Origin of the sequence: Neisseria subflava (assembly GCF_003044645.1) — a bacterium.
Lineage (GTDB): Bacteria > Pseudomonadota > Gammaproteobacteria > Burkholderiales > Neisseriaceae > Neisseria > Neisseria subflava_B.
The window spans coordinates 70,770-90,434 of sequence record NZ_POXL01000008.1 but is presented as its reverse complement, the minus strand read 5'-3'; the positions used below and the strand labels follow the sequence as shown (position 1 = coordinate 90,434).

The 19,665-nt window shown below is 52.2% G+C and carries 21 protein-coding genes and 1 tRNA gene; 10 read left to right on the top strand and 12 right to left on the bottom strand.

Annotated features, from left to right (window positions below; all coding sequences use genetic code 11):
* Positions 1–6: 6 nt before the first annotated feature.
* The 3 genes from rsfS to DBY97_RS09545 are packed head-to-tail and all read right to left on the bottom strand — an operon-like array spanning position 7 to position 1,660.
* Positions 7–393, bottom strand: coding sequence for a ribosome silencing factor (gene rsfS, locus DBY97_RS09555; RefSeq protein WP_002246503.1), 387 nt, complete (start codon positions 391–393; stop codon positions 7–9).
* Positions 394–451: 58 nt separating this feature from the next.
* Positions 452–1,057, bottom strand: a complete 606-nt coding sequence (nadD, locus tag DBY97_RS09550) for a nicotinate-nucleotide adenylyltransferase (protein WP_003684732.1) — start codon at positions 1,055–1,057, stop codon at positions 452–454.
* 18 nt (positions 1,058–1,075) lie between these two features.
* Positions 1,076–1,660, bottom strand: coding sequence for a beta-class carbonic anhydrase (locus tag DBY97_RS09545; RefSeq protein ID WP_049322449.1), 585 nt, complete (start codon positions 1,658–1,660; stop codon positions 1,076–1,078).
* Between the two features lie 120 nt (positions 1,661–1,780).
* Here DBY97_RS09545 and DBY97_RS09540 point away from each other — a divergent pair, with 120 nt between their 5' ends.
* Both DBY97_RS09540 and DBY97_RS09535 read left to right on the top strand, forming a co-directional pair.
* Positions 1,781–2,671 carry an NUDIX hydrolase gene (locus tag DBY97_RS09540; RefSeq protein WP_107858180.1) on the top strand — a complete coding sequence of 297 codons (891 nt, stop codon included), beginning with the start codon at positions 1,781–1,783 and terminating at the stop codon, positions 2,669–2,671.
* Between the two features lie 15 nt (positions 2,672–2,686).
* The gene (locus DBY97_RS09535; protein ID WP_107858179.1) at positions 2,687–3,628 is read left to right on the top strand and encodes an ABC transporter ATP-binding protein; all 942 of its coding nucleotides are present in this window, start codon (positions 2,687–2,689) and stop codon (positions 3,626–3,628) included.
* A gap of 106 nt (positions 3,629–3,734) precedes the next feature.
* Here the strand turns inward: DBY97_RS09535 and DBY97_RS09530 are convergent, their stop codons facing one another.
* The 7 genes from DBY97_RS09530 to DBY97_RS09500 all read right to left on the bottom strand — a co-directional run bounded on the left by DBY97_RS09530 (position 3,735) and on the right by DBY97_RS09500 (position 12,472).
* Complete coding sequence (locus DBY97_RS09530; RefSeq protein ID WP_107858178.1) at positions 3,735–4,199, bottom strand: hypothetical protein; 465 nt, start codon at positions 4,197–4,199, stop codon at positions 3,735–3,737.
* A 98-nt stretch (positions 4,200–4,297) separates the two neighbouring features.
* Complete coding sequence (locus DBY97_RS09525; protein WP_070645656.1) at positions 4,298–4,525, bottom strand: enterochelin ABC transporter; 228 nt, start codon at positions 4,523–4,525, stop codon at positions 4,298–4,300.
* A gap of 72 nt (positions 4,526–4,597) precedes the next feature.
* On the bottom strand, positions 4,598–7,429 hold the full coding sequence (locus tag DBY97_RS09520) for a valine--tRNA ligase (RefSeq protein ID WP_107858177.1): 2,832 nt from the start codon (positions 7,427–7,429) through the stop codon (positions 4,598–4,600).
* A 96-nt stretch (positions 7,430–7,525) separates the two neighbouring features.
* A complete protein-coding gene (gene zupT / locus DBY97_RS09515) occupies positions 7,526–8,335 on the bottom strand; it encodes a zinc transporter ZupT (RefSeq protein WP_107858176.1) in 810 nt (269 codons plus the stop codon).
* A gap of 180 nt (positions 8,336–8,515) precedes the next feature.
* Positions 8,516–9,772, bottom strand: coding sequence for a D-amino acid dehydrogenase (locus DBY97_RS09510; protein ID WP_107858175.1), 1,257 nt, complete (start codon positions 9,770–9,772; stop codon positions 8,516–8,518).
* A gap of 83 nt (positions 9,773–9,855) precedes the next feature.
* Positions 9,856–11,247, bottom strand: a complete 1,392-nt coding sequence (locus DBY97_RS09505) for an alanine/glycine:cation symporter family protein (protein WP_049330762.1) — start codon at positions 11,245–11,247, stop codon at positions 9,856–9,858.
* Between the two features lie 367 nt (positions 11,248–11,614).
* A complete protein-coding gene (locus DBY97_RS09500; protein ID WP_107858174.1) occupies positions 11,615–12,472 on the bottom strand; it encodes an ATP-grasp domain-containing protein in 858 nt (285 codons plus the stop codon).
* A 126-nt stretch (positions 12,473–12,598) separates the two neighbouring features.
* Here DBY97_RS09500 and DBY97_RS09495 point away from each other — a divergent pair, with 126 nt between their 5' ends.
* From DBY97_RS09495 to DBY97_RS09475, 5 genes are all read left to right on the top strand, one after another.
* Complete coding sequence (locus DBY97_RS09495) at positions 12,599–13,834, top strand: FAD-binding domain-containing protein (protein ID WP_234394550.1); 1,236 nt, start codon at positions 12,599–12,601, stop codon at positions 13,832–13,834.
* 147 nt (positions 13,835–13,981) lie between these two features.
* The gene (minC, locus tag DBY97_RS09490; RefSeq protein ID WP_107858172.1) at positions 13,982–14,701 is read left to right on the top strand and encodes a septum site-determining protein MinC; all 720 of its coding nucleotides are present in this window, start codon (positions 13,982–13,984) and stop codon (positions 14,699–14,701) included.
* A gap of 26 nt (positions 14,702–14,727) precedes the next feature.
* On the top strand, positions 14,728–15,543 hold the full coding sequence (minD, locus tag DBY97_RS09485) for a septum site-determining protein MinD (protein ID WP_070645666.1): 816 nt from the start codon (positions 14,728–14,730) through the stop codon (positions 15,541–15,543).
* 3 nt (positions 15,544–15,546) lie between these two features.
* The gene (gene minE, locus DBY97_RS09480; RefSeq protein ID WP_003680625.1) at positions 15,547–15,810 is read left to right on the top strand and encodes a cell division topological specificity factor MinE; all 264 of its coding nucleotides are present in this window, start codon (positions 15,547–15,549) and stop codon (positions 15,808–15,810) included.
* 3 nt (positions 15,811–15,813) lie between these two features.
* Positions 15,814–16,734, top strand: coding sequence for a hydrogen peroxide-inducible genes activator (locus DBY97_RS09475; protein ID WP_049330768.1), 921 nt, complete (start codon positions 15,814–15,816; stop codon positions 16,732–16,734).
* A 64-nt stretch (positions 16,735–16,798) separates the two neighbouring features.
* Here DBY97_RS09475 and DBY97_RS09470 read toward each other — a convergent pair whose 3' ends face one another.
* On the bottom strand, positions 16,799–17,011 hold the full coding sequence (locus DBY97_RS09470) for a glycine zipper 2TM domain-containing protein (RefSeq protein WP_003684747.1): 213 nt from the start codon (positions 17,009–17,011) through the stop codon (positions 16,799–16,801).
* Positions 17,012–17,266: 255 nt separating this feature from the next.
* Between DBY97_RS09470 and DBY97_RS09465 the strand changes: the two genes are divergently transcribed.
* Both DBY97_RS09465 and DBY97_RS09460 read left to right on the top strand, forming a co-directional pair.
* The gene (locus tag DBY97_RS09465) at positions 17,267–17,716 is read left to right on the top strand and encodes a CopD family copper resistance protein (RefSeq protein WP_036493576.1); all 450 of its coding nucleotides are present in this window, start codon (positions 17,267–17,269) and stop codon (positions 17,714–17,716) included.
* 33 nt (positions 17,717–17,749) lie between these two features.
* Positions 17,750–18,724, top strand: a complete 975-nt coding sequence (locus DBY97_RS09460) for a TerC family protein (RefSeq protein ID WP_107858171.1) — start codon at positions 17,750–17,752, stop codon at positions 18,722–18,724.
* 63 nt (positions 18,725–18,787) lie between these two features.
* Here the strand turns inward: DBY97_RS09460 and DBY97_RS09455 are convergent, their stop codons facing one another.
* Positions 18,788–19,186, bottom strand: a complete 399-nt coding sequence (locus tag DBY97_RS09455; RefSeq protein WP_003684724.1) for an Ag473 family lipoprotein — start codon at positions 19,184–19,186, stop codon at positions 18,788–18,790.
* A 182-nt stretch (positions 19,187–19,368) separates the two neighbouring features.
* Between DBY97_RS09455 and DBY97_RS09450 the strand changes: the two genes are divergently transcribed.
* Positions 19,369–19,444 (top strand) — tRNA-Lys (locus tag DBY97_RS09450).
* The last annotated feature ends 221 nt before the right edge of the window (positions 19,445–19,665 follow it).

The following is a 19,665-nucleotide window of genomic DNA, read 5'->3' as shown; positions in this document are numbered from 1 at the left end:
ACCGTTTTAGTCGGCGGCGTGCCAAGGTTTTTGCATACCGGCGTGGAAACTCGGTTTTTCTCCGCCCCACAAGGTGTCGATGTCGTAGAAGTCGCGCACGGCAGGGAGCATGACGTGGACAACGAGGTCGCCTGCGTCGACAAGCGTCCATTCGCCGCTGTCGCCTTCGGTGCTGAGGATTTCAAAACCGGCTTCTTTCAAATCGACGGCAACGTTGTTCGCCAGTGCTTTGACTTGGCGTGTGCTGTCGCCGCTGGCAATAATCATGCGGGCGAACAGGGAGGTTTTGTCTTGGGTTTCCAAAACAGAGATGTCTTTGGCTTTAATGTCTTCGAGGGCGTTTACGGCCACTTCGACCATTTTTTGCAGGTCTTGCAATTCTTGTTCGTTCATTGTTTTCCTAGTTGAAATGTTTTCAGACGGCATTATAGCTTATCTGCCTGAATAAACGCTATTTTTCATAGAGTTTGTGTTGGCGGATGTATTGGGCAACGGGTTGCGGCAGGCCGTCTGAATGGTGCGTTTTGGCGAGATCGGCGCGGATTTGGGTGGAGCTGGTGTTGTGCAGCGGCGCGTTGAGGATGCGGACGCTGCCGTTTTGCAGGGCTTCGCCGAGCCATGCGTGCAATTCGCGCGGGGTTTTGTTGAGGTTGTCGCCTTGGCGCATGGCGATGGCGATATGGGTCTGGCGCACGAGGGTTTGCCATTTTTTCCATGTGTGCAGCTGCATCAGGCTGTCGCTGCCCATCAGCCACCACAGTTGCGCGCCGGGAAACTGCTGGCGGAAGATTTGGACGGTGTCAAACGTATAAGTCGCGCCGTCGCGGACGATGTCACAGTCGCTGGCGGCGAATTTCGGCTCGTCGGCGATGGCGAGTTCGACCATATTGAGGCGCTCTTGTGCCGGCGTGCGCGTACTGTCTTTGTGGTACGGGTCGCCTGCAGGCAAGAAGACGACGAGATCCAAACCAATTTCGTCGGCGAAAGCGCGGGCGATGTGGAGGTGGCCGTTGTGGATGGGGTCAAACGTGCCGCCGAATAATCCGATGTTTTTCATTTCGTGGTGGTGTCTGCGTTAGATGTTTTGGCCGTCTGAAGCAGGCAGGCTGCCGTCAACAATCAGGTTGAGCTTGCCTGTGGTCGGGTGGATGACCAGGCCGTGGATGGCGATGTTGTCGGGCATCAGCGGATGTTTGCGAATCAGTTCGACGGTATGGCGCACGCTGTCTTCGACGTTGTCAAAACCGGTCAGCCAGCCGTCCAAATCGATACCGGCATTGCGCAGGGTTTCGATGCGGTCGTCGGGGATATTGCTGTCGTGTACGCGTTGGAGGAACTCTTCGGCGTGTAGTCCGCGCATACCGCAGTCGTGGTGGGCAATGACCATGATTTCTTTGACTTTGAGTTCAAATACGGCGACCAACAAACTGCGCATCACCGAACCCCAAGGGTGGGTCACCAGCGCACCGGCGTTTTTGATGAGCTTGGCATCGCCGTTTTTCAAGCCCAAGGCATTGGGCAGCAATTCAATAATGCGTGCATCCATGCAGGAAAGGATGGCCAGCTCACGGCCGGGGTATTTGTTGGTGAAATATTTTTCGTATTCGCCCGTTTCGACGAAATGTTGGTTATAGGCGAGGATTTCGCTCAATTCGCTCATGATGTGCTCGTTTCGGATGGTTTACTCTATTATAGCGGTTTTCGGGTAGTGCGGTTGTTTTGCAAATTTGCCGTAAACAGCTAAAATCGACGTATCTTTAGTTCTTTTGGAGGATGCGCCATGTCTCAGTCTTTCCGTTTTGAACAGGTATTCGCGTCCGATATCCACGACGCATTGTGGGATTGGGCGCAAACCAGCTATGGCGCATCCGACGATTGGTGCATTCTGTATCTCAACGGCCTGCCTTTAGGCCGTCTGAACCCGTTATGGCGCGAACGCCTCGGGCAAGATTGGACAGGCAGTCAGTCGACCCTTTCAGACGGCCTGAATTTGGAAACAGACAGCTGGGCTCAGATGGGCGACAGTTTGCAAACGCTGGCGCAACAATGGAGCGAGTGCGGTTGGCTCAAAGGTTGGCGCGGTGAAAAGTTCAACATCTGCGACCAGTCGGGCAAGCCTTTATGCTCACTCGAACGCGCAGCCTTCCGTCCGTTCGGCCTGATGAGTCAGGCAGTGCATTTGAACGGATTGGTCGAAACAGAAGACGGTTTGCGCTTTTGGATAGGCCGCCGCAGTCCGCACAAAGCCGTCGATCCAAACAAACTCGACAATCTGACCGGCGGCGGCATCAGCAGCGGCGAGAGGCCGTCTGAAGCCGTCTGCCGCGAGAGTGAAGAAGAAGCCGGCATTCCCGCTTCACTGACACCCCATATCCGACCGACTGCCCAAATATATAGTTTGCGCTCCGTTAATCGCGGTGTCCACAACGAAATCCTGTATATTTTCGACATCGTCCTGCCCGAAGGCTTCCAACCCGCCAACCAAGACGGCGAAGTTGCCGGTTTTGAACTGATGGACATCCCCACCCTGATCGATGCCATGTTGGGCGGACACATGATGCACGATGCCCAGCTGGTCACGATCGAAGCCTGCCGTCGATACGGCTTAATCGACCCCAAACATCCGCTGTCCGCATGGCTCGACAGCATCCGTTGCCGACCCCATTTTTAAAGGCCGTCTGAAACCATGTTGCAACTCAAAAACATCAACAAACGCTTCGGCAGCAAAACCGTTGCCCAAGACATCAACCTAAACGTCGAAGCAGGCGAAATCCTCGCCGTACTCGGCCGCTCCGGCTGCGGCAAATCCACCCTGCTCAAAACCATCGTCGGCCTGGTGCGTCCCGACAGCGGCGAAGTCTGGCTCAACGGCGACAACATCACCGACATGCCGTCTGAAAAACGCAATATCTCGCTGATGTTTCAAGACTACGCCCTTTTGCCGCATTTAACCGCCCTCGACAACGTCGGCTTCGGCCTTAAAATGCGCCGCCTGCCCAAAGCCGAAATCGAAGAACAATCCTTGCAGGCCTTGCGCGACATCGGTTTGGAACACGAAGCGCAACGCAAACCCGAAAGCCTCTCCGGCGGCGAACAGCAACGCCTCGCCCTCGCACGCGCCCTCATCACGCGCCCGTCGCTGTTGCTCTTGGACGAAGCCTTCTCCAGCCTCGACACCCACCTGCGCCACCACCTGCGCACCCTGACCGCCGAACGCATCCGCAGTCAAAACATCCCCGCCATCCTCGTGACCCACTCCGCCGAGGAAGCCTGCACCATGGCCGACACCATCGCCATCATGCACGAAGGCCGCATCCTCCAACACGGCACGCCGGAAACCCTTATCCGACGCCCCGTCAACGCCCAAGCCGCCCTGCTGCTCGGTTTGGCCAACACCGGCGACACACGCTACATTCCCCAACACGCCATCCGATTCGACCCGAACGGCACAGCCGTCCGCATCAGCGAAGCCGTCCCCCTCGCCGAAGGCATACGCCTTACCCTCGCCCATCCGCAATACGGCGATTTGATTTGGTATCCCCACGCCGACCACGATACGGATAAACCGCAAACCGGACAGGAAATCCGCATCAGCGTGGATGAAAGTCAGATTGTTTGGTTTGATTGAATTTGATGGATTGAAAAAGAAAAAGGCCGTCTGAAATTTAAGTTTCAGACGGCCTTTGTTATCTAAGCCATCAATCAGACAAACCTATCTGATCTACAAGCACTTTTTACTTCACTTTCGTACATACCTCACGGGCAGTCCCGTCTTCAGACACCAATTTGCCTGTTTTATCCAGTTGATACACTTCATCTTCACCGGGCTTGTCCATCTGCGCGACCAATCCGGTGTATATCATGCTTTCCAAGAATTGGCCGTCTTCTGATTCTTCCAACCACGCCAATGTTTCAGGGCTCTGGAGTCGTAAAACTTCACTGTACTTGATTTGGCTTTGGGTTAAGGCATTGTTCTCAAAACGCCATTTACCCCCACCGACAACATGGTATGCCAAGACATTGCCGTCATCGTCCACTTTGAGCTTAGCGTCGCCACGGAAACTGCCGTCCTGAAGATATTCGACTTTTGTATCACCGTGAATGTTTTCATCAGAGCCAACGCAATGCCATGTACCGACAATTGGAGAAGCCAGGGCGGTTGTTGCGGATAAAAGCACCGGCAGAATAAAGAGTTTCATCTATTTCCTTTCTTAAAAGAGGCCGTCTGAAAAGTTGCAACGACATTGAAGCTGCATTTTCAGACGGCCTTTGCGAGTATTTTACTGCAGGCGGACGTTCAAGAAATATAAATCACGAGACCGGCAATCAGCACCAGCTGGACACCCAACTTCATCAGTGCGGTACGACTGACGAAGTAGATAAACCAAGTGCCGGTCAAAATCAACAGTAGAATAATCAACCACGGCCGCCATTTGTTGAGGTGGACGGCTTCGGTAAAGCAGGTATAAATATGAAGCACGACGATGGCGACGATGAACAATATAGGCACGATGAAGTCCATCATTTGATTTCCTTTTAATGAGGCCGTCTGAAAACCCTGGTTTCAGGTTTTCAGACGGCCTTGTTTAAATCAAAATCAGTCTTTCAACTTCGCCAACTGAGTTTGAACTTTCGCCATTTTGTCTTCCAATTCCGCCAAATCGGCTTTGTCTTTTTCCACCAAATGCGCCGGGGCTTTTTCGGTGTAGCCGGGTTTGGAGAGTTTGGCGTTGAGTTTGTCCAAGGCTTTTTGCAGCTTCTCGGCTTCTTTGCTCAAACGGGCGGTTTCGGCGGCTTTGTCGATTTCAACTTTCAGCATCAGGCGCGCGCAATTGCAGACGGCGCTAGGTGCGTCTTCGCTTTCGGGCAGGGCGGCGACTTGCTGTGCTTCGGTCAGGCGGGTCATCATCGGCAGGTATTTGAGGTAGTCCGCCAAGTCATCCGCGCTTTCGACAAACAGCGGCGCTTTCACGTTCGGGGCAATGCCCATTTCGCCACGCAGGTTGCGCACGGCGCCAATCAGGTCTTGCAGTTGCGCCATTTTGTCAAAAGCAGCCTGCACGATTTTTTCCGGGTCGGCTTTGGGATAGGCGGCCAGCATAATGCTGTCGGCGGTTTTGGCGTTGGCCAGCGGGGCGACGGCCTGCCACAGCTCTTCGGTAATGAACGGGATAATCGGGTGCAGCAGGCGCAATGCGGCTTCCAGCACGCGAACCAAGGTGCGGCGCGTGGTGCGCTGGGTGGTGGGGCAGCCGGTTTGGATTTGCACTTTGGCCAATTCGATATACCAGTCGCAATAGTCGTTCCACACAAATTCGTACAGCGTTTGCGCAGCAAGGTCGAAGCGGTAGGTTTCAAAGGCTTCGGCAACGGCGGCTTCGGCTTGTTGCAGTTTGCCGATAATCCATTGGTCGGCAAAGGTAAACGCCAACGGCTGCATTTCGTCTTGGCCGCAGTCTTTGTCTTCGGTGTTCATCAACACGAAGTTGGTTGCGTTCCACAATTTATTGCAGAAGTTGCGGTAGCCTTCGGCACGCTTGAAGTCGAAGTTGACGCTGCGGCCGAGGCTGGCGTAGCTCGCCATGGTGAAGCGCAATGCGTCCGCACCCATGCTCGGAATGCCTTCGGGGAAAAGTTTTTTCGTGGCTTCTTCCACTTTCGGCGCGGTTTCGGGTTTGCGCAGGCCGGTGGTACGTTTTACCAGCAGTTTTTCCAAGTCTATACCGTCGATCAAATCCACAGGGTCGATGACGTTGCCTTCGGATTTGGACATTTTTTTGCCTTCGTGGTCGCGCACGATGCCGTGGATGTACACGTCTTTAAACGGTACTTTGCCGGTGAAGTGGGTGGTCATCATAATCATGCGCGCCACCCAGAAGAAGATGATTTCGTAGCCGGTGACCAAGACGTTGGACGGCAGGAAGGCTTTGAGTTCGTCGGTTTCAGACGGCCAGCCCAATGTGGAGAACGGCACGAGCGCTGAGGAGAACCATGTATCCAATACGTCTTCTTCGCGGGTCAAACCGGTTTTGCCGGCTTGTTTTTCGGCTTCTTCCTGATTACGGGCGACGTACACATTGCCTTCGTTGTCGTACCATGCAGGGATTTGATGACCCCACCACAGTTGGCGCGAGATACACCAGTCTTGGATGTTGTTCATCCATTGGTTGTAGGTGTTGACCCAGTTTTCAGGGATAAAGCGCACTGCGCCGCTGTCGACGGCTTTTTTAGCTTTGTCGGCAAGGCTCAAGCCTTTGAACTCGCTGTCAGGCTCGCCGCCGTTTGGCGTGGCGGACATGGCGACAAACCATTGGCTGGTCAGCATCGGCTCAATCACTGAACCAGTACGGTCGCCTTTCGGCGTCATCAGCGTGTGCGGTTTGATTTCGACCAAGAAACCTTGTTCTTGCAAATCGGCAACCATTTGTTTGCGTGCGGCAAAGCGGTCTAAGCCTGCGTATTTTTCAGGCAGGGCAAAGCCTGGTTGCGCTTCGCCTTTGAAGTTGAACACTTCGGCGTTAGCCAGCACTTTGGCTTCCAAATCGAACACATTAATCAGGCGCGTGTCGTGGCGTTTGCCGACTTCGTAGTCGTTAAAGTCGTGCGCAGGCGTGATTTTCACGCAGCCGGTACCGAAGTCTTTTTCAACGTATTCGTCGGCGATAACCGGAATGGTGCGGCCGGTCAGCGGCAGGATTAATTCCTTGCCAATCAAATAGGTATAACGTTCGTCTTCAGGATTGACGGCAACGGCCACGTCGCCCAGCAGTGTTTCGGGGCGGGTGGTGGCGACGATAACGGCTTCGGCAGGATTATCGGCCAGCGGATAGCGGATGTGCCACATAGAGCCTTGTTCTTCCACGCTTTCCACTTCCAAATCAGACACTGCCGTACCCAATACCGGATCCCAGTTCACCAAGCGTTTGCCGCGGTAAATCAAGCCTTGCTCAAACAGGCGCACAAACACTTCGGTTACGGTTTCGGCGCGCACGTCGTCCATCGTGAAATATTCGCGCGTCCAGTCGGCAGAGCAGCCCACGCGGCGCATTTGCTGCGTAATCGTGCCACCGGAAACTTCTTTCCATTCCCACACTTTTTCCAAGAATTTCTCGCGGCCTAAGTCATGACGAGACACGTTTTGCGCGGCAAGCTGACGCTCGACCACGATTTGCGTGGCGATGCCCGCGTGGTCGGTGCCCGGAATCCAGGCGGTGTTGCAGCCTTTCATGCGGTAGTAGCGGGTCAGGCCATCCATGATGGTTTGGTTGAAGGCATGGCCCATGTGCAGCGTGCCGGTTACGTTGGGCGGCGGCAGTTGGATGGAGAAAGACGGTTTCGTCAAATCCATATCAGGCTGGAAATAGCCCTGCTTTTCCCAGTTTTGATAATGTTTGGATTCGATTTCGGCTGGATTGTATTTGTCTAACATGATGGAACTTTGTGAAATTAAGGTTATTTTTGATGTGCGGATTATAACGCAAAAAGGCCGTCTGAATCATTTCAGACGGCCTTTGGCATACGGGTTTTAAAAATGGAACAACACCAGGCTGACGGCAATCACCGCCATGCCTGTTGTCAGGCCGTAAACGGTTTCATGGCCGTCTGAATAGCGTTTGGCGGCCGGCAACAACTCGTCCAACGCCAAAAACACCATCACGCCGGCTATCACGCCGAACACCGAACCAAACACGGCAGGCGACAAAAACGGCTGCAAAACCAAATAGCCCAAAGCCGCCCCCAACGGCTCGGCCAAGCCGGATAGCAGACACGCCCATACCGTTTTCTTACGGCTTCGGGTGGCAAAATAAACCGGCGCGGCGATGGAAATGCCCTCCGGAATATTATGGATGGCAATCGCCAAGGCCAAAGGCATCCCGACCGCCGGATTTTCCAAGGTGGCAAAAAACGTCGCCAAGCCTTCGGGAAAATTGTGTGCCGTAATCGCAAACGCCGCCATCATACCGACTCGTGCGATATGGCGGCGTTTACTTTCTTGAAACGACGGGTCTTGCGCATCCAAGGTTTCATGCGGGTTCGGCACCAGGCGGTCAATCAGCGCAATGCCGCCCATCCCGGCCAAAAATGCCATGGTCGCCGCCGCAAACGCGTGGTCTTTATCATAAATTTCAGCGAACGCCTCGCTGGATTTACTGAGAATCTCCGTCAGAGAAACATAAACCATCGCACCGCCGGCAAATGCCAAACCAAACGACAACACACGCGGATTGGGCGTTTTGGAAAACATCACCAAGCCGCTGCCTAATACGGTAAACAAACCGGCAGCCAGCGTGATGGAAAAAGCAACGGCCAAATTGGACATCGAAAAATCGGGCATGAGAAGACCTGCGCTAAAAGCTGGGACAGGTTCAGACTAACACTTTTTAATGCGTATGATAATAGTTATTATTTATTTTATTGATTGGATACCCGGATTTTGAAACAAAAGGCCGTCTGAAAAATGGTTTTCAGACGGCCCTTAAGTTTGAAATGTCACTAAACCTTATCGCTTTCCAGCTTAAGCCTGATAGCGCGACAGGCTCAAGTCGTCGCTGCGGATTTCGGTGTCTTTGCCGCTCACGATATCGGCGGTTAATTTTGCCGAGCCTAGCGACATGGTCCAGCCCAAAGTACCGTGGCCGGTATTCAGGAACAGGTTGTCAAAGCGGGTGCGGCCGATTAACGGCGTGCTGTCGGGCGTCATCGGTCTGAGACCACTCCAGAACAATGCTTGTTTCAAATCGCCGCCTTCGGGGAACAAATCGTTGACGACCAAAGCCAGCGTTTCGCGGCGTTTTTCGGACAGTTTGATTTCGTAGCCGGACAATTCCGCCATGCCGCCGACGCGGATTCTGTTATCAAAGCGCGTGATGGCGACTTTGTAGCTTTCATCTAAAACGGTGGAAACCGGTGCGCCGTCTGAATTGGTGACGGGCAGAGTCAAGGAATAGCCTTTGACGGGATAAATCGGCAGATTGAGATCCAACTGAGCCAACACAGTCCTGCTGAAGCAGCCGAGCGCGCAGACAACGGCATCTGCTTCAAACCGCCCTGTTTCAGTTTCAACGGCTTTGATGCGCAGCCCATTGTGGTCGATGCGGCGGATGGTTTGGTTGAAATGAAACTGTACGCCCTTTTCCTGACACAATTTGTATAGGTTTTCAGTGAAGAGGTGGCAGTCGCCGGTTGCGTCCGCAGGCAGGTGCAGGCCGCCGGCAATTTTGGCGGTAACGCGCGCCAGCGCAGGCTCGAATTCTGCGCATTCTTCGGGTTTCAGACGGCGGTACGGCACGCCGTAGCGTTCCAAAACGGCAATGTCTTGTTCTGCCGCTTCGACTTCTTTGGCTTGACGGAAAATCTGCAAAGTGCCTTTTTTGCGTCCCTCGAAATTCATGCCGGTTTGCGCTTCAAAACGGCGGAACATTTCACGGCTGTATTCGGAAATCCTGACCATGCGCTCTTTGTTGGTTTGATAGCGCGCTGCCGTGCAGTTTTGCAGCATTTGCCACAGCCATTCGATTTGATACAGGCTGCCGTCAGGGCGAAACAGCAAAGGCGGATGGCTTTTAAACAGCCATTTCAGCGCTTTGGTCGGGATACCGGGTGCCGCCCAAGGCGTGGTATAGCCGTAGGAAAGCTGGCCTGCATTGGCAAAACTGGTTTCCATCGCCACACCCTCTGCGCGGTCGATGACCGTTACTTCATGTCCTGCTTCTGCCAGATACCACGCGGAAGATACGCCGGCAACACCAGCACCTAAAACAAGCACTTTCATTTTTCTCCTCCTCTGACTTTTTTCCAAACAGACTTAATATACATCGGGCCATCTGAATGTTCAGATTCAGACGGCCTTGGATATTAATGCGGCAATTCGCCGTTTTTGATTTTTTGTTTGAAGTCGCGCGTTTCATTGACGATGACTTTAGCCATCAACAAAAGCGCAATCAGGTTGGGCAATGCCATCAAGCCGTTGAATGTGTCCGAAGCCAGCCACACCAAATCAAGGCTCAACACGGTACCCAGCATGACGGAAGAAACATAACCGACGCGGTACAAACCGGCAAACTTCTCGCCGAAGACGTAAACCGCGCATTTCTCACCGTAATAACACCAGCCGAGAATGGTTGAGTAGGCGAAGAAAATCAGGCCGATGGTGACAATCCAGCCGCCGATGCCGGGCAGCATTTTTTGGAAAGTGACGGTTGTCAGTGCCGCGCCGCTCAATTCAGGTTTCACAAACTCGCCGCCTGCGCCGAGCAGACCCATGACCAAAACGATACCGGTAATCGAGCAGACAACGATGGTGTCCAAAAAAGTACCGGTCATGGAAACCAAAGCCTGACGGACGGGGTGGTCGGTTTTCGCGGCGGCGGCGGCAATCGGCGCAGAACCCATACCTGCCTCATTGGAGAACACACCACGCGCCACGCCGTAGCGGATGACCGTACCGATGGCACCGCCGGCCACAGCTTGCGCGCTGAACGCATCGGAGAAAATCAGTTTGACGGCAGGCATCAGTGCGTCAGAATTCACGACAATAATGGAAATACCGCCCACTACATAAAACACTGCCATGGCAGGTACGATAAAGGACGCGGCTTTGGCAATGCCCTTAATGCCGCCCAAAAGCACGATGGCCGTTAATACGGTCAATATCACGCCGGTATAGGCAGGTTCGACGCCGAAGCTGGTTTGTACTGCCTGCGCAACCGAGTTGGACTGCACCGAGCTGCCGATACCGAAGGAAGCGAATGTGCCGAACAGCGCAAACGCAACGGCCATCCATTTCCAGTTTTTGCCCAAGCCTTTTTCGATGTAATACATCGGGCCGCCGGACATTTCGCCTTTGGAATTGGTGACGCGGTATTTCACCGCCAACACGCCCTCGCCGTATTTGGTGGCCATACCGAAAATGGCAGTCATCCACATCCAAAATACTGCGCCCGGACCGCCGGTTACCACCGCAGTCGCCACACCGGCAATGTTACCCGTACCGATGGTGGCAGACAGCGCGGTCATCAACGCCGCAAAATGGGAAATATCGCCTTCGTGGTCTTCGCCGTTTTCATGCTTCTTTGACGGCACAAACGCCTGTTTCAGAGCATAACCCAACATGGTGAACTGCAAACCTTTCAGCAACACGGTCAGCAAAATGCCCGTACCAACCAGCAGCATCAACATAATAGGTCCCCAGACCCAGCCGCTGATGGTTTCGAAAAAGGCTTTGAGATTGTCTAAAAACAATTGCATGGCTTTCTCCTTTGTCTGTTTTATTTTTTATGCACTACTTTTTGTAGTGTCATGTAATTTCAGCACAGAATATTCAATAAGACAATATCTTTCTTTTTAAAAAGATTTTTGAGGTTTTACCCTAAAAAGATATTTATTTAGACCGGTCAGATTGTTTACAATCCGCTAAAAATAAAGGCTGAGGCCGAGATAAAATGCCAAATGAAAGTTAATCAACCATCAATTAAGACTGCAACAATTAAAATGACACAATCGACAAATGGCACATTATTGAAAAATACAAACACGCAAATCTTGTTTTAAAAAAAGCCTCAGGCCGTCTGAAAGATGGTTTTCAGACGGCCTGATGCTTGTTAACTATATTGATTCAGGTTGATGAATGTTGCCCAAGCAACTGCGCCAACAGTCGGGCAAAGCGTTCCGGCGCGCCTTCGCTGGTGTGCAAATACAGGGCGGGCTCGATGAGTTCCAATTCATTGAGCAGGAAGGTGTCGCCGACCAATGTACCGTCCACTCGGGCATAAACCGGTATTTGTGGCAAAGCGGCCAGTACGTCTTGCGCGGCATGGATAGCAAATTCGGGCGGCTCAATACCGAACACCGACACGCCATAGGCCGAGTTGGCGCGCCATTCGCCTTGTGGCGGCTGACGGCGCACGGCATGGCTGAATATGCCGTTGAAAAACACCAGCGATGTTTCGCCTACTGTTTCGATTTCGCGGATATACGGTTGAACAATCATGCCTTGCGGATAATCCGCCATGTTCACGTCCAATACCTCCGCACAAATTTTGACCACGCCTTTGCCACTCTGCCCGAATGCCGGCTTGATGACCGCTTCCGTCCAGCCTTGTTGGTTCAAAATGTCGGCCAATTCGGCTGTTTGCGGCGGAACGAACACGCTGGGAATCACTTGCGCGCCGCGCGCCGCCAAATCACACAAATAAGTCTTTTCCATATTCCAAGCCATCAGCTCGGGCGGATTGATAAAACGCTGCCCCACCCGCTCGGCTTGCTCCAGCCATTGGCGGAAAGCTTCGGGTTCGGCGGCATAATCCCATGCGCACAAAGGCAGTAAAAACGGCGCGGACGGATGGTTTTGCCACGCATCAAATACGGTTTTTACGCCCATATTTTCCAAGCATGCCGCCAATGTTTTCAGGTTGTCCGATGGTTCGGGATAGGTTTGGCAGGTAATGAGTGCCAAAACGGTTTGCTCGGTCATGGTTGCCGCCTCATTGCTAAAACCAAAATTATATAGCAAAATCAAACCAAAAGATTTTTCAGACGGCCTGATACATGGGGCTGATTCTGATAAAATGGTCTCCCCCTTTTCCGTCGGCACATGCTCATGAAATCTGCTCACGTCCTTGTCTGGTTCCGCCGCAACCTCCGCCTGCACGACAATGCCGCGCTTAATGCCGCCGTTGCAAGCGGTTTGCCCATCGCCTGCGTCTGGATCAGCCAAAGGCCGTCTGAAAACCACAATCCGCGTCAAAGCCTGTTCCACTATCAAGCCGCGCAGGAGCTGCATATCCGTCTGGCGGCGCATCATATTCCTTTATATGTCGTCGCTTCCGATGAAGACCTCCTCCCCTTGGCTGCTGCGCTCAATGCCCATACCATCATCACAGACGAAGCCTACACCGAAGCCGAAATCCGCCAAGACAACCACCTCTGGCACAATTTCGACCGAGCAGGCATTACCCTGCAACACGCCAACGACCGCGGCATTTTGGCCAAATCCCCCCTCATGGATGCCAACGGCCTGCCCTACACCGATTTTGCCGCCTATAAACAAGCATGGTTGCAGGCTTATTCAGGACAAAGGCCGTCTGAAACCGAATTGCCTGTTCAAACCGGACAAAACGTTCCACTGTTTCCAGCCCATACCGGCGCAGTATTGCCTGCCTATCAACAGGGCGGCGAAACCGCAGCCTTAACGCAATGGCACGCGTTCAAACAGAATTTGGTTCACTATCCGATTACCCAAAACTTTCCGGCACGAAAAAACACCAGCCTCCTCAATGCCTACCTGTCCGCAGGCTGCATTTCACCGCACCTGCTGGCTGCCGAAAGCTTGGCAAACCGACATTTCGAGTGGCTGGACAAGCTCATTTTCCGCGACTACTGCTACCAGCTCGCCTACCACCGCCGCCTGCCCGAAACAACCGATGCCGCTCCGGTACGCGAATACTGGCGACACGGCCAAACCGGCGTACCCGTCATCGATGCCTCCATCCGCGGCCTCGAAGCCACCGGCCACTTACACCCCGTTCTCCAGCAGCTGTGCGCCCACTATTTCTGCCATGCGCTCAACTTCGACCCCAACCAAGGCATCGCGTGGACAGCCTCCGTCCAAACCGGCACCGACCCCGCGCTCAACCAAGCCAACTGGCACTTCGCCGCACAAGACACGGCCACCGTACGCTATGCCCACCGTTCGCATCAAATCGATCCCGACGGCAGCTACATCCGCAGTTACGTCCCCGAATTGGCGCACCTGCCGTCCACCCTTATCCACACGCCGTGGGCCGCCGCCGATGACATCGATACACACGGCTACCCCTTTCCCAAGGCCGTCTGAAACTTGCGTTCACACCAAAAAACCACACTAGATACAGCTGAAAAACATTCAAACAAAATATTTTGGTTTCAGACGGCCAAACAGATTGAATAGCCAAGATTTACACGGTAAACTTACGTCATTAAAAAATTTTATTATTTCATTACAATGAAACCCGCATTCGACATAAAAACGTCACGGTTGGACGTCTTATCCATCCATCTGCACACCGCAGATCTAACAGAATTGGAAGAATTCCTGCGCCAACTGGCAGGCCAATCCCAAGACGAATTCGTTCCCTTCATTTTAGACGTACAAGATTTCGACCATCCCGAATCCATCGATTTGGGCGGCATGATTTCCCTGTTTGCCCGTTACGGTATGCAAATTTTAGGGCTGCACCACACCAGCGACACATGGGCAACAGCGGCAGCGCGTTACCACTTGGTCTTCAAACAAGGAAACTCCACCCAGGCAGCCGACACACAGGCAACGCCTGCCCCGCGCCAAGCACCGCAGCCGCAAGACGTACAAGCCACCGTTATCAACAATCCGACCGTATTGGTCAGCACGCCCGTGCGTACCGGCCAGCAGGTTTACGCCGAAAACGGCGACCTCATCGTTACCGGCATCGTCAGCCAAGGTGCGGAACTTATCGCCGACGGCAACATCCATATTTACGCCCCCATGCGCGGCAGAGCGTTGGCCGGTGCAAAAGGCAATACCAACGCGCGCATCTTTATTCATTCCATGCAGGCCGAATTAGTCTCCGTTGCCGGTATCTACCGCAACTTCGAGCAAGACCTGCCCGAGCATCTGCACAAAAAACCCGTACAAGTATCATTGCAAGACAACCGACTGGTTATCAGCGCAATCGACGCCGAATAAACATTAGTACTTAAAAAGGAAATATCGTGTCCAAAATCATCGTAGTAACCTCAGGTAAAGGCGGCGTAGGCAAGACCACTACCAGCGCCAGCATCGCAACCGGCCTGGCCCTGCGCGGCCACAAAACTGCCGTGATCGACTTCGACGTCGGTTTGCGCAACCTCGACCTGATTATGGGTTGCGAACGCCGCGTCGTATATGACCTCATCAACGTTATCCACGGCGAAGCGACTCTCAACCAAGCCCTGATTAAAGACAAAAACTGCGAAAACCTCTACATCCTGCCTGCATCGCAAACCCGCGATAAAGACGCGCTGACCCGCGAAGGCGTGGACAACGTGATGAAAGAGCTGGCCAGCAAAAAAATGGGCTTCGAATTCATCATCTGCGACTCCCCTGCCGGTATCGAACAAGGCGCACTGATGGCGCTCTACTTTGCCGACGAAGCCATCATTACCACCAATCCGGAAGTATCCAGCGTCCGCGACTCCGACCGTATCTTGGGCATTTTGCAAAGCAAATCCCGCAAAGCCGAACAAGGCGGCACAGTTAAAGAACACCTGCTGATTACCCGCTACTCCCCTGAGCGCGTAGCCAAAGGTGAAATGCTGTCTGTACAGGACATCTGCGACATCTTGCGTATTCCATTGATCGGTGTGATTCCTGAATCACAAAACGTTCTGCAAGCTTCCAACGCCGGCGAACCTGTCATCCACCAAGACAATGCCGCAGCAGCAGAAGCCTATAAAGACGTTATCGCCCGCCTCTTGGGTGAAAACCGCGAAATGCGTTTCCTCGAAGCTGAGAAGAAAAGCTTCTTAAAACGACTGTTCGGAGGTTAATACATGTCACTGCTCGATATGCTGTTCGGCAGAAAGCCGAAAACCGCCACAGTCGCGCGCGACCGCCTGCAAATCATCATCGCGCAAGAACGCGCACAAGAAGGCCAAGCTCCGGACTATCTGCCAACCCTGCGTAAAGAGTTGTTGGAAGTCCTGTCCAAATACGTCAACGTATCATTGGACGACATCCGCATCTCCCAAGAGAAACAAGACGGCTTGGACGTTCTTGAGCTGAACATCACCCTGCCGGAACAAAAAAAGGCTTAACACATGACCTTGACCGAATTGCGTTACATCGTAGCCGTCGCACAAGAACGTCACTTCGGACGTGCCGCACGACGCTGCTTTGTCAGCCAGCCCACCCTCTCCATCGCCATCAAAAAGCTGGAGGAAGAGCTGTCGGTATCCCTGTTCGACCGTAGCAGCAACGACATCATCACGACCGAAGCGGGCGAGCGCATTGTCGCCCAAGCCCGCCGGGTTCTGGAAGAAGCAGAACTCATCAAACACCTTGCCAATGAAGAGCAAAACGAATTGGAAGGCGCGTTCAAACTCGGCCTGATTTTTACCGTTGCCCCCTACCTTCTGCCCAAGCTCATTACCGCGCTGCGTGAAACCGCGCCGAAAATGCCGCTGATGCTGGAAGAGAACTATACCCACATCCTGACCGAGTCGCTCAAACGTGGCGATGTCGATGCAATCGTCGTTGCCGAACCGTTCCAAGAGCCGGGCATCGTAACCGAGCCTCTGTATGACGAACCTTTCTTCGTCATTGTTCCCAAAGGACATCACTTTGAAGAACTCGATGCCGTTACGCCTCAGCTTTTGGGCGAAGAACAAGTGTTGCTGCTGTCCGAAGGCAACTGTATGCGCGACCAAGTGTTGGCAAGCTGTTCCGAATTGGCTTCCAAGCAAAAAATCCAGGGCTTGACCAATACCCTGCAAGGCAGCTCCATCAACACCATCCGCCACATGGTTGCCAGCGGTTTGGCCATCAGCGTCATGCCTGCTACCGCATTGACCGAAAACGACCATATGCTTTTCAGCATTATCCCGTTTGAAGGCACTGCACCGCACCGCCGTGTCGTTTTGGCCTATCGCCGCAACTTTGTCCGTCCCAAAGCACTGACTGCTTTGCGCACGGCTATTTTGCAATCGCAACTGACCGGTGTAACGTTCGTCAACGAATAAACCGTAAAACAAAAGGCCGTCTGAATGTTCAGACGGCCTTTTTTATTTTTAACCGAATAAAGGATTAGTAGCGGGTATGAACCTGGCTGCCGATAACGCCACCCAAAGCTGCGCCACCCAAGGTAGAGCCGGTATCGCCACCAATCAAGTTACCTGCCACGCCACCCAATACCGCACCAGCAGCAGTGTTGCGTTGGGTTTGAGTCATATTGGCACATGCACCCAAAGAAGCGGCCAGCATGATCAAGGTCACAGTTTTTGCAAAAGTTTTCTTCATGGTTTGATTCTCCATCAGGGGGTTAAGCTGTATATGGAGCAGTATGGCACAACCTTTCATTAATATATTTTCTGATAAGTAAAGACAGATTAAACTAAGATAACGCCCTTGATGAACGGTTAACTTCAAAAATAAACGGCAATTCCAATAGAATATTTATAAAATTTAATATATTTGGCATAAAATTGCGCATACATCAACTGTATTCGGTAGTGATACAATGACGACTTGTCTGAATTACCGGAAACACCCGTCATGAGTATCTACGCACTGGCACACATCATCCACGTTTATTGCGCGATTGCCTTTGTCGGCGGCGTATTTTTCGAAATGCTGGTCCTCTCCGTTTTACACACCGGCCGCGTTTCACGCGAATCGCGCCGCGAAGTCGAACGTGCCATGTCCTATCGTGCCGTCCGCGTAATGCCGCCTGTCGTCATTACCCTGTTCATCAGCGGCATCGTGATGGTGTACAACCGCTACCTGCCGATACTGCACCACCCATTCGACAGCTCCTTCGGCATCATGCTGAGCATCAAAATCCTGTTGGCAGTAAGCGTTTTGGTACATTTTGCCATCGCCGTCGTCAAAATGGCCCGACACACCCTTACCGTCGGTTGGTCGAAATATATACACGCCGTCGTATTCAGCCATATGCTGTTTATCGTCTTTTTTGCCAAGGCGATGTTCTACCTGTCTTGGTAAACCTTACCCATACCCCACACACAAGGATTGTTTATGACCCAATACCCGTCCGTCGGCTCGCCGATGTTTTACGGCATCTTCTTTATTTCCGTCTTAATCATGATCGCCATCGATATGGTATCGCTGAAAAAAAACGGCGCCCACAAAGTCAGCATAAAAGAAGCCCTCGCTTGGAGCGGCATTTGGGTGGCCGTATCCTGCGCATTTGCAGGCTGGCTCTATTTCGAACTGGCGGGCAACCCGGCTTACGGGGTCGTTGTCGCCAAAGAAAAAGTCCTCGAATTCTTCACCGGCTATGTACTCGAAAAATCCCTCGCCGTCGATAACATCTTTGTCTTCCTGATGATTTTCGGCTACTTCAAAATCGAACCCAAATTCCAACACCGCGTCTTGCTCTATGGCGTATTCGGCGCCATCGTCCTGCGCACCATCATGATCTTCATCGGTGCCGCCTTGATACAACAATTTGAATGGATTTTGTACCTCTTCGGCGCCTTCCTCTTATACACCGGCATTCACATGATGAAGCCCGAAGCCGAAGCTGAAGAAGACCTTTCCCAAAACAAGATCCTGACCCTGCTCAAAAAAGTCATCCCGACCAGCCAACAGTTTGACGGTGAAAAATTCTTTACCATTGAAAACGGCAAACGCATCGCTACGCCGCTTTTGCTGGTATTGATTATGATCGAATTGAGCGACGTCATCTTCGCCGTAGACAGCATCCCCGCTATTTTTGCCGTAACCACCGACCCTTTCATCGTCCTCACTTCCAACATTTTTGCCATCTTGGGCCTGCGTGCCATGTACTTCTTACTAGCAGACTTTGCCGAACGCTTTATTTTCCTCAAATACGGCTTGGCTTTCGTGTTGAGCTTTATCGGTATCAAGATGCTGATTATGCACTGGATACATATCCCGATTTCCATTTCCCTGTCCGTCGTCTTCGGCGCACTGGGTGCGTCCATCCTGACTTCCTTGGTGTACACGCGTCAGCAAGAGAAAAAATAATCTGCCGATATAAAAAGGCCGTCTGAACATTTCAGACGGCCTTTTCAAATATCAAACACCAGCTTATTTAGCAGCGTCTTTCAATTTGTCGGCAGCTTCTTGAGTCGCATCGGCTGCTTTACCCATAGCGTCTTTAGCTGCGTCTTTGGCAGCATCTTTAGCATCAGAAACCGCATCTTTAGCTTCTTCAACCGCTTTACCGGCAGCATCTTTAGCATCAGAAACTGCTTTATCCGCAGTTGCTTTAGCATCTGCAGCAGCATCTTTAACATCAGAAACAGCTTGCTCAGCTGCACCTTTGGCTTCAGAAGCAGCAGCATCTACAGCAGAAGCTGCATTTTCAGCAGCAGCGTTTACATCGGAAGCAACAGCAGAAGCCGCCTCTTGGGTTTCTTTTTTCGCTTCTTGTGTACACGCAGCCAGACCGGCTACCATCATTGCAGCAATCAATAATTTTTTCATATTGTATATCCTTTGGTCTAAAAAATATCTGTCAAAACTGACAGACCCAAAAATCATAACATAATAAATGCTCAAAAAAGGAAGAATTAACGCCAAATGACAGCCAATTTACGTTTTTTGAAAAAAATTTCAAAAAAACAGTTGACGAAAAGAAACAATCTCCCTATAATGCACAGCTTATCGGGTCGTTAGCTCAGTCGGTAGAGCAGCGGACTTTTAATCCGTTGGTCGAGCGTTCGAATCGCTCACGACCCACCAAATATGAAAACCTGCTTTGAAAAAAGCAGGTTTTTTTATATTCTCCATCAAGCCTTTCTTCAACTTGATACCTTTCTCATCATCAAAATCAAGCAATATTCGAGCTTTGTCACAATGCTGTTATGGATGCAACTCAAGGCATCACAAACCTCTTGAATCAATCAAACCCAACTCCTCACCCAACATCTTTTTCTAAAAACTTCCAAATACCTATCATCAAC

Excerpts from the sequence above, each read along its gene's own strand:
- rsfS (WP_002246503.1), bottom strand. The coding sequence starts at position 393 with ATGAACGAACAAGAATTGCAAGACCTGCAAAAAATGGTCGAAGTGGCC.
- nadD (WP_003684732.1), bottom strand. The coding sequence starts at position 1,057 with ATGAAAAACATCGGATTATTCGGCGGCACGTTTGACCCCATCCACAAC.
- DBY97_RS09545 (WP_049322449.1), bottom strand. The coding sequence starts at position 1,660 with ATGAGCGAATTGAGCGAAATCCTCGCCTATAACCAACATTTCGTCGAA.
- DBY97_RS09540 (WP_107858180.1), top strand. The coding sequence starts at position 1,781 with ATGTCTCAGTCTTTCCGTTTTGAACAGGTATTCGCGTCCGATATCCAC.
- DBY97_RS09535 (WP_107858179.1), top strand. The coding sequence starts at position 2,687 with ATGTTGCAACTCAAAAACATCAACAAACGCTTCGGCAGCAAAACCGTT.
- DBY97_RS09530 (WP_107858178.1), bottom strand. The coding sequence starts at position 4,199 with ATGAAACTCTTTATTCTGCCGGTGCTTTTATCCGCAACAACCGCCCTG.
- DBY97_RS09525 (WP_070645656.1), bottom strand. The coding sequence starts at position 4,525 with ATGATGGACTTCATCGTGCCTATATTGTTCATCGTCGCCATCGTCGTG.
- DBY97_RS09520 (WP_107858177.1), bottom strand. The coding sequence starts at position 7,429 with ATGTTAGACAAATACAATCCAGCCGAAATCGAATCCAAACATTATCAA.
- zupT (WP_107858176.1), bottom strand. The coding sequence starts at position 8,335 with ATGCCCGATTTTTCGATGTCCAATTTGGCCGTTGCTTTTTCCATCACG.
- DBY97_RS09510 (WP_107858175.1), bottom strand. The coding sequence starts at position 9,772 with ATGAAAGTGCTTGTTTTAGGTGCTGGTGTTGCCGGCGTATCTTCCGCG.
- DBY97_RS09505 (WP_049330762.1), bottom strand. The coding sequence starts at position 11,247 with ATGCAATTGTTTTTAGACAATCTCAAAGCCTTTTTCGAAACCATCAGC.
- DBY97_RS09500 (WP_107858174.1), bottom strand. The coding sequence starts at position 12,472 with ATGACCGAGCAAACCGTTTTGGCACTCATTACCTGCCAAACCTATCCC.
- DBY97_RS09495 (WP_234394550.1), top strand. The coding sequence starts at position 12,599 with ATGAAATCTGCTCACGTCCTTGTCTGGTTCCGCCGCAACCTCCGCCTG.
- minC (WP_107858172.1), top strand. The coding sequence starts at position 13,982 with ATGAAACCCGCATTCGACATAAAAACGTCACGGTTGGACGTCTTATCC.
- minE (WP_003680625.1), top strand. The coding sequence starts at position 15,547 with ATGTCACTGCTCGATATGCTGTTCGGCAGAAAGCCGAAAACCGCCACA.
- DBY97_RS09475 (WP_049330768.1), top strand. The coding sequence starts at position 15,814 with ATGACCTTGACCGAATTGCGTTACATCGTAGCCGTCGCACAAGAACGT.
- DBY97_RS09470 (WP_003684747.1), bottom strand. The coding sequence starts at position 17,011 with ATGAAGAAAACTTTTGCAAAAACTGTGACCTTGATCATGCTGGCCGCT.
- DBY97_RS09465 (WP_036493576.1), top strand. The coding sequence starts at position 17,267 with ATGAGTATCTACGCACTGGCACACATCATCCACGTTTATTGCGCGATT.
- DBY97_RS09460 (WP_107858171.1), top strand. The coding sequence starts at position 17,750 with ATGACCCAATACCCGTCCGTCGGCTCGCCGATGTTTTACGGCATCTTC.
- DBY97_RS09455 (WP_003684724.1), bottom strand. The coding sequence starts at position 19,186 with ATGAAAAAATTATTGATTGCTGCAATGATGGTAGCCGGTCTGGCTGCG.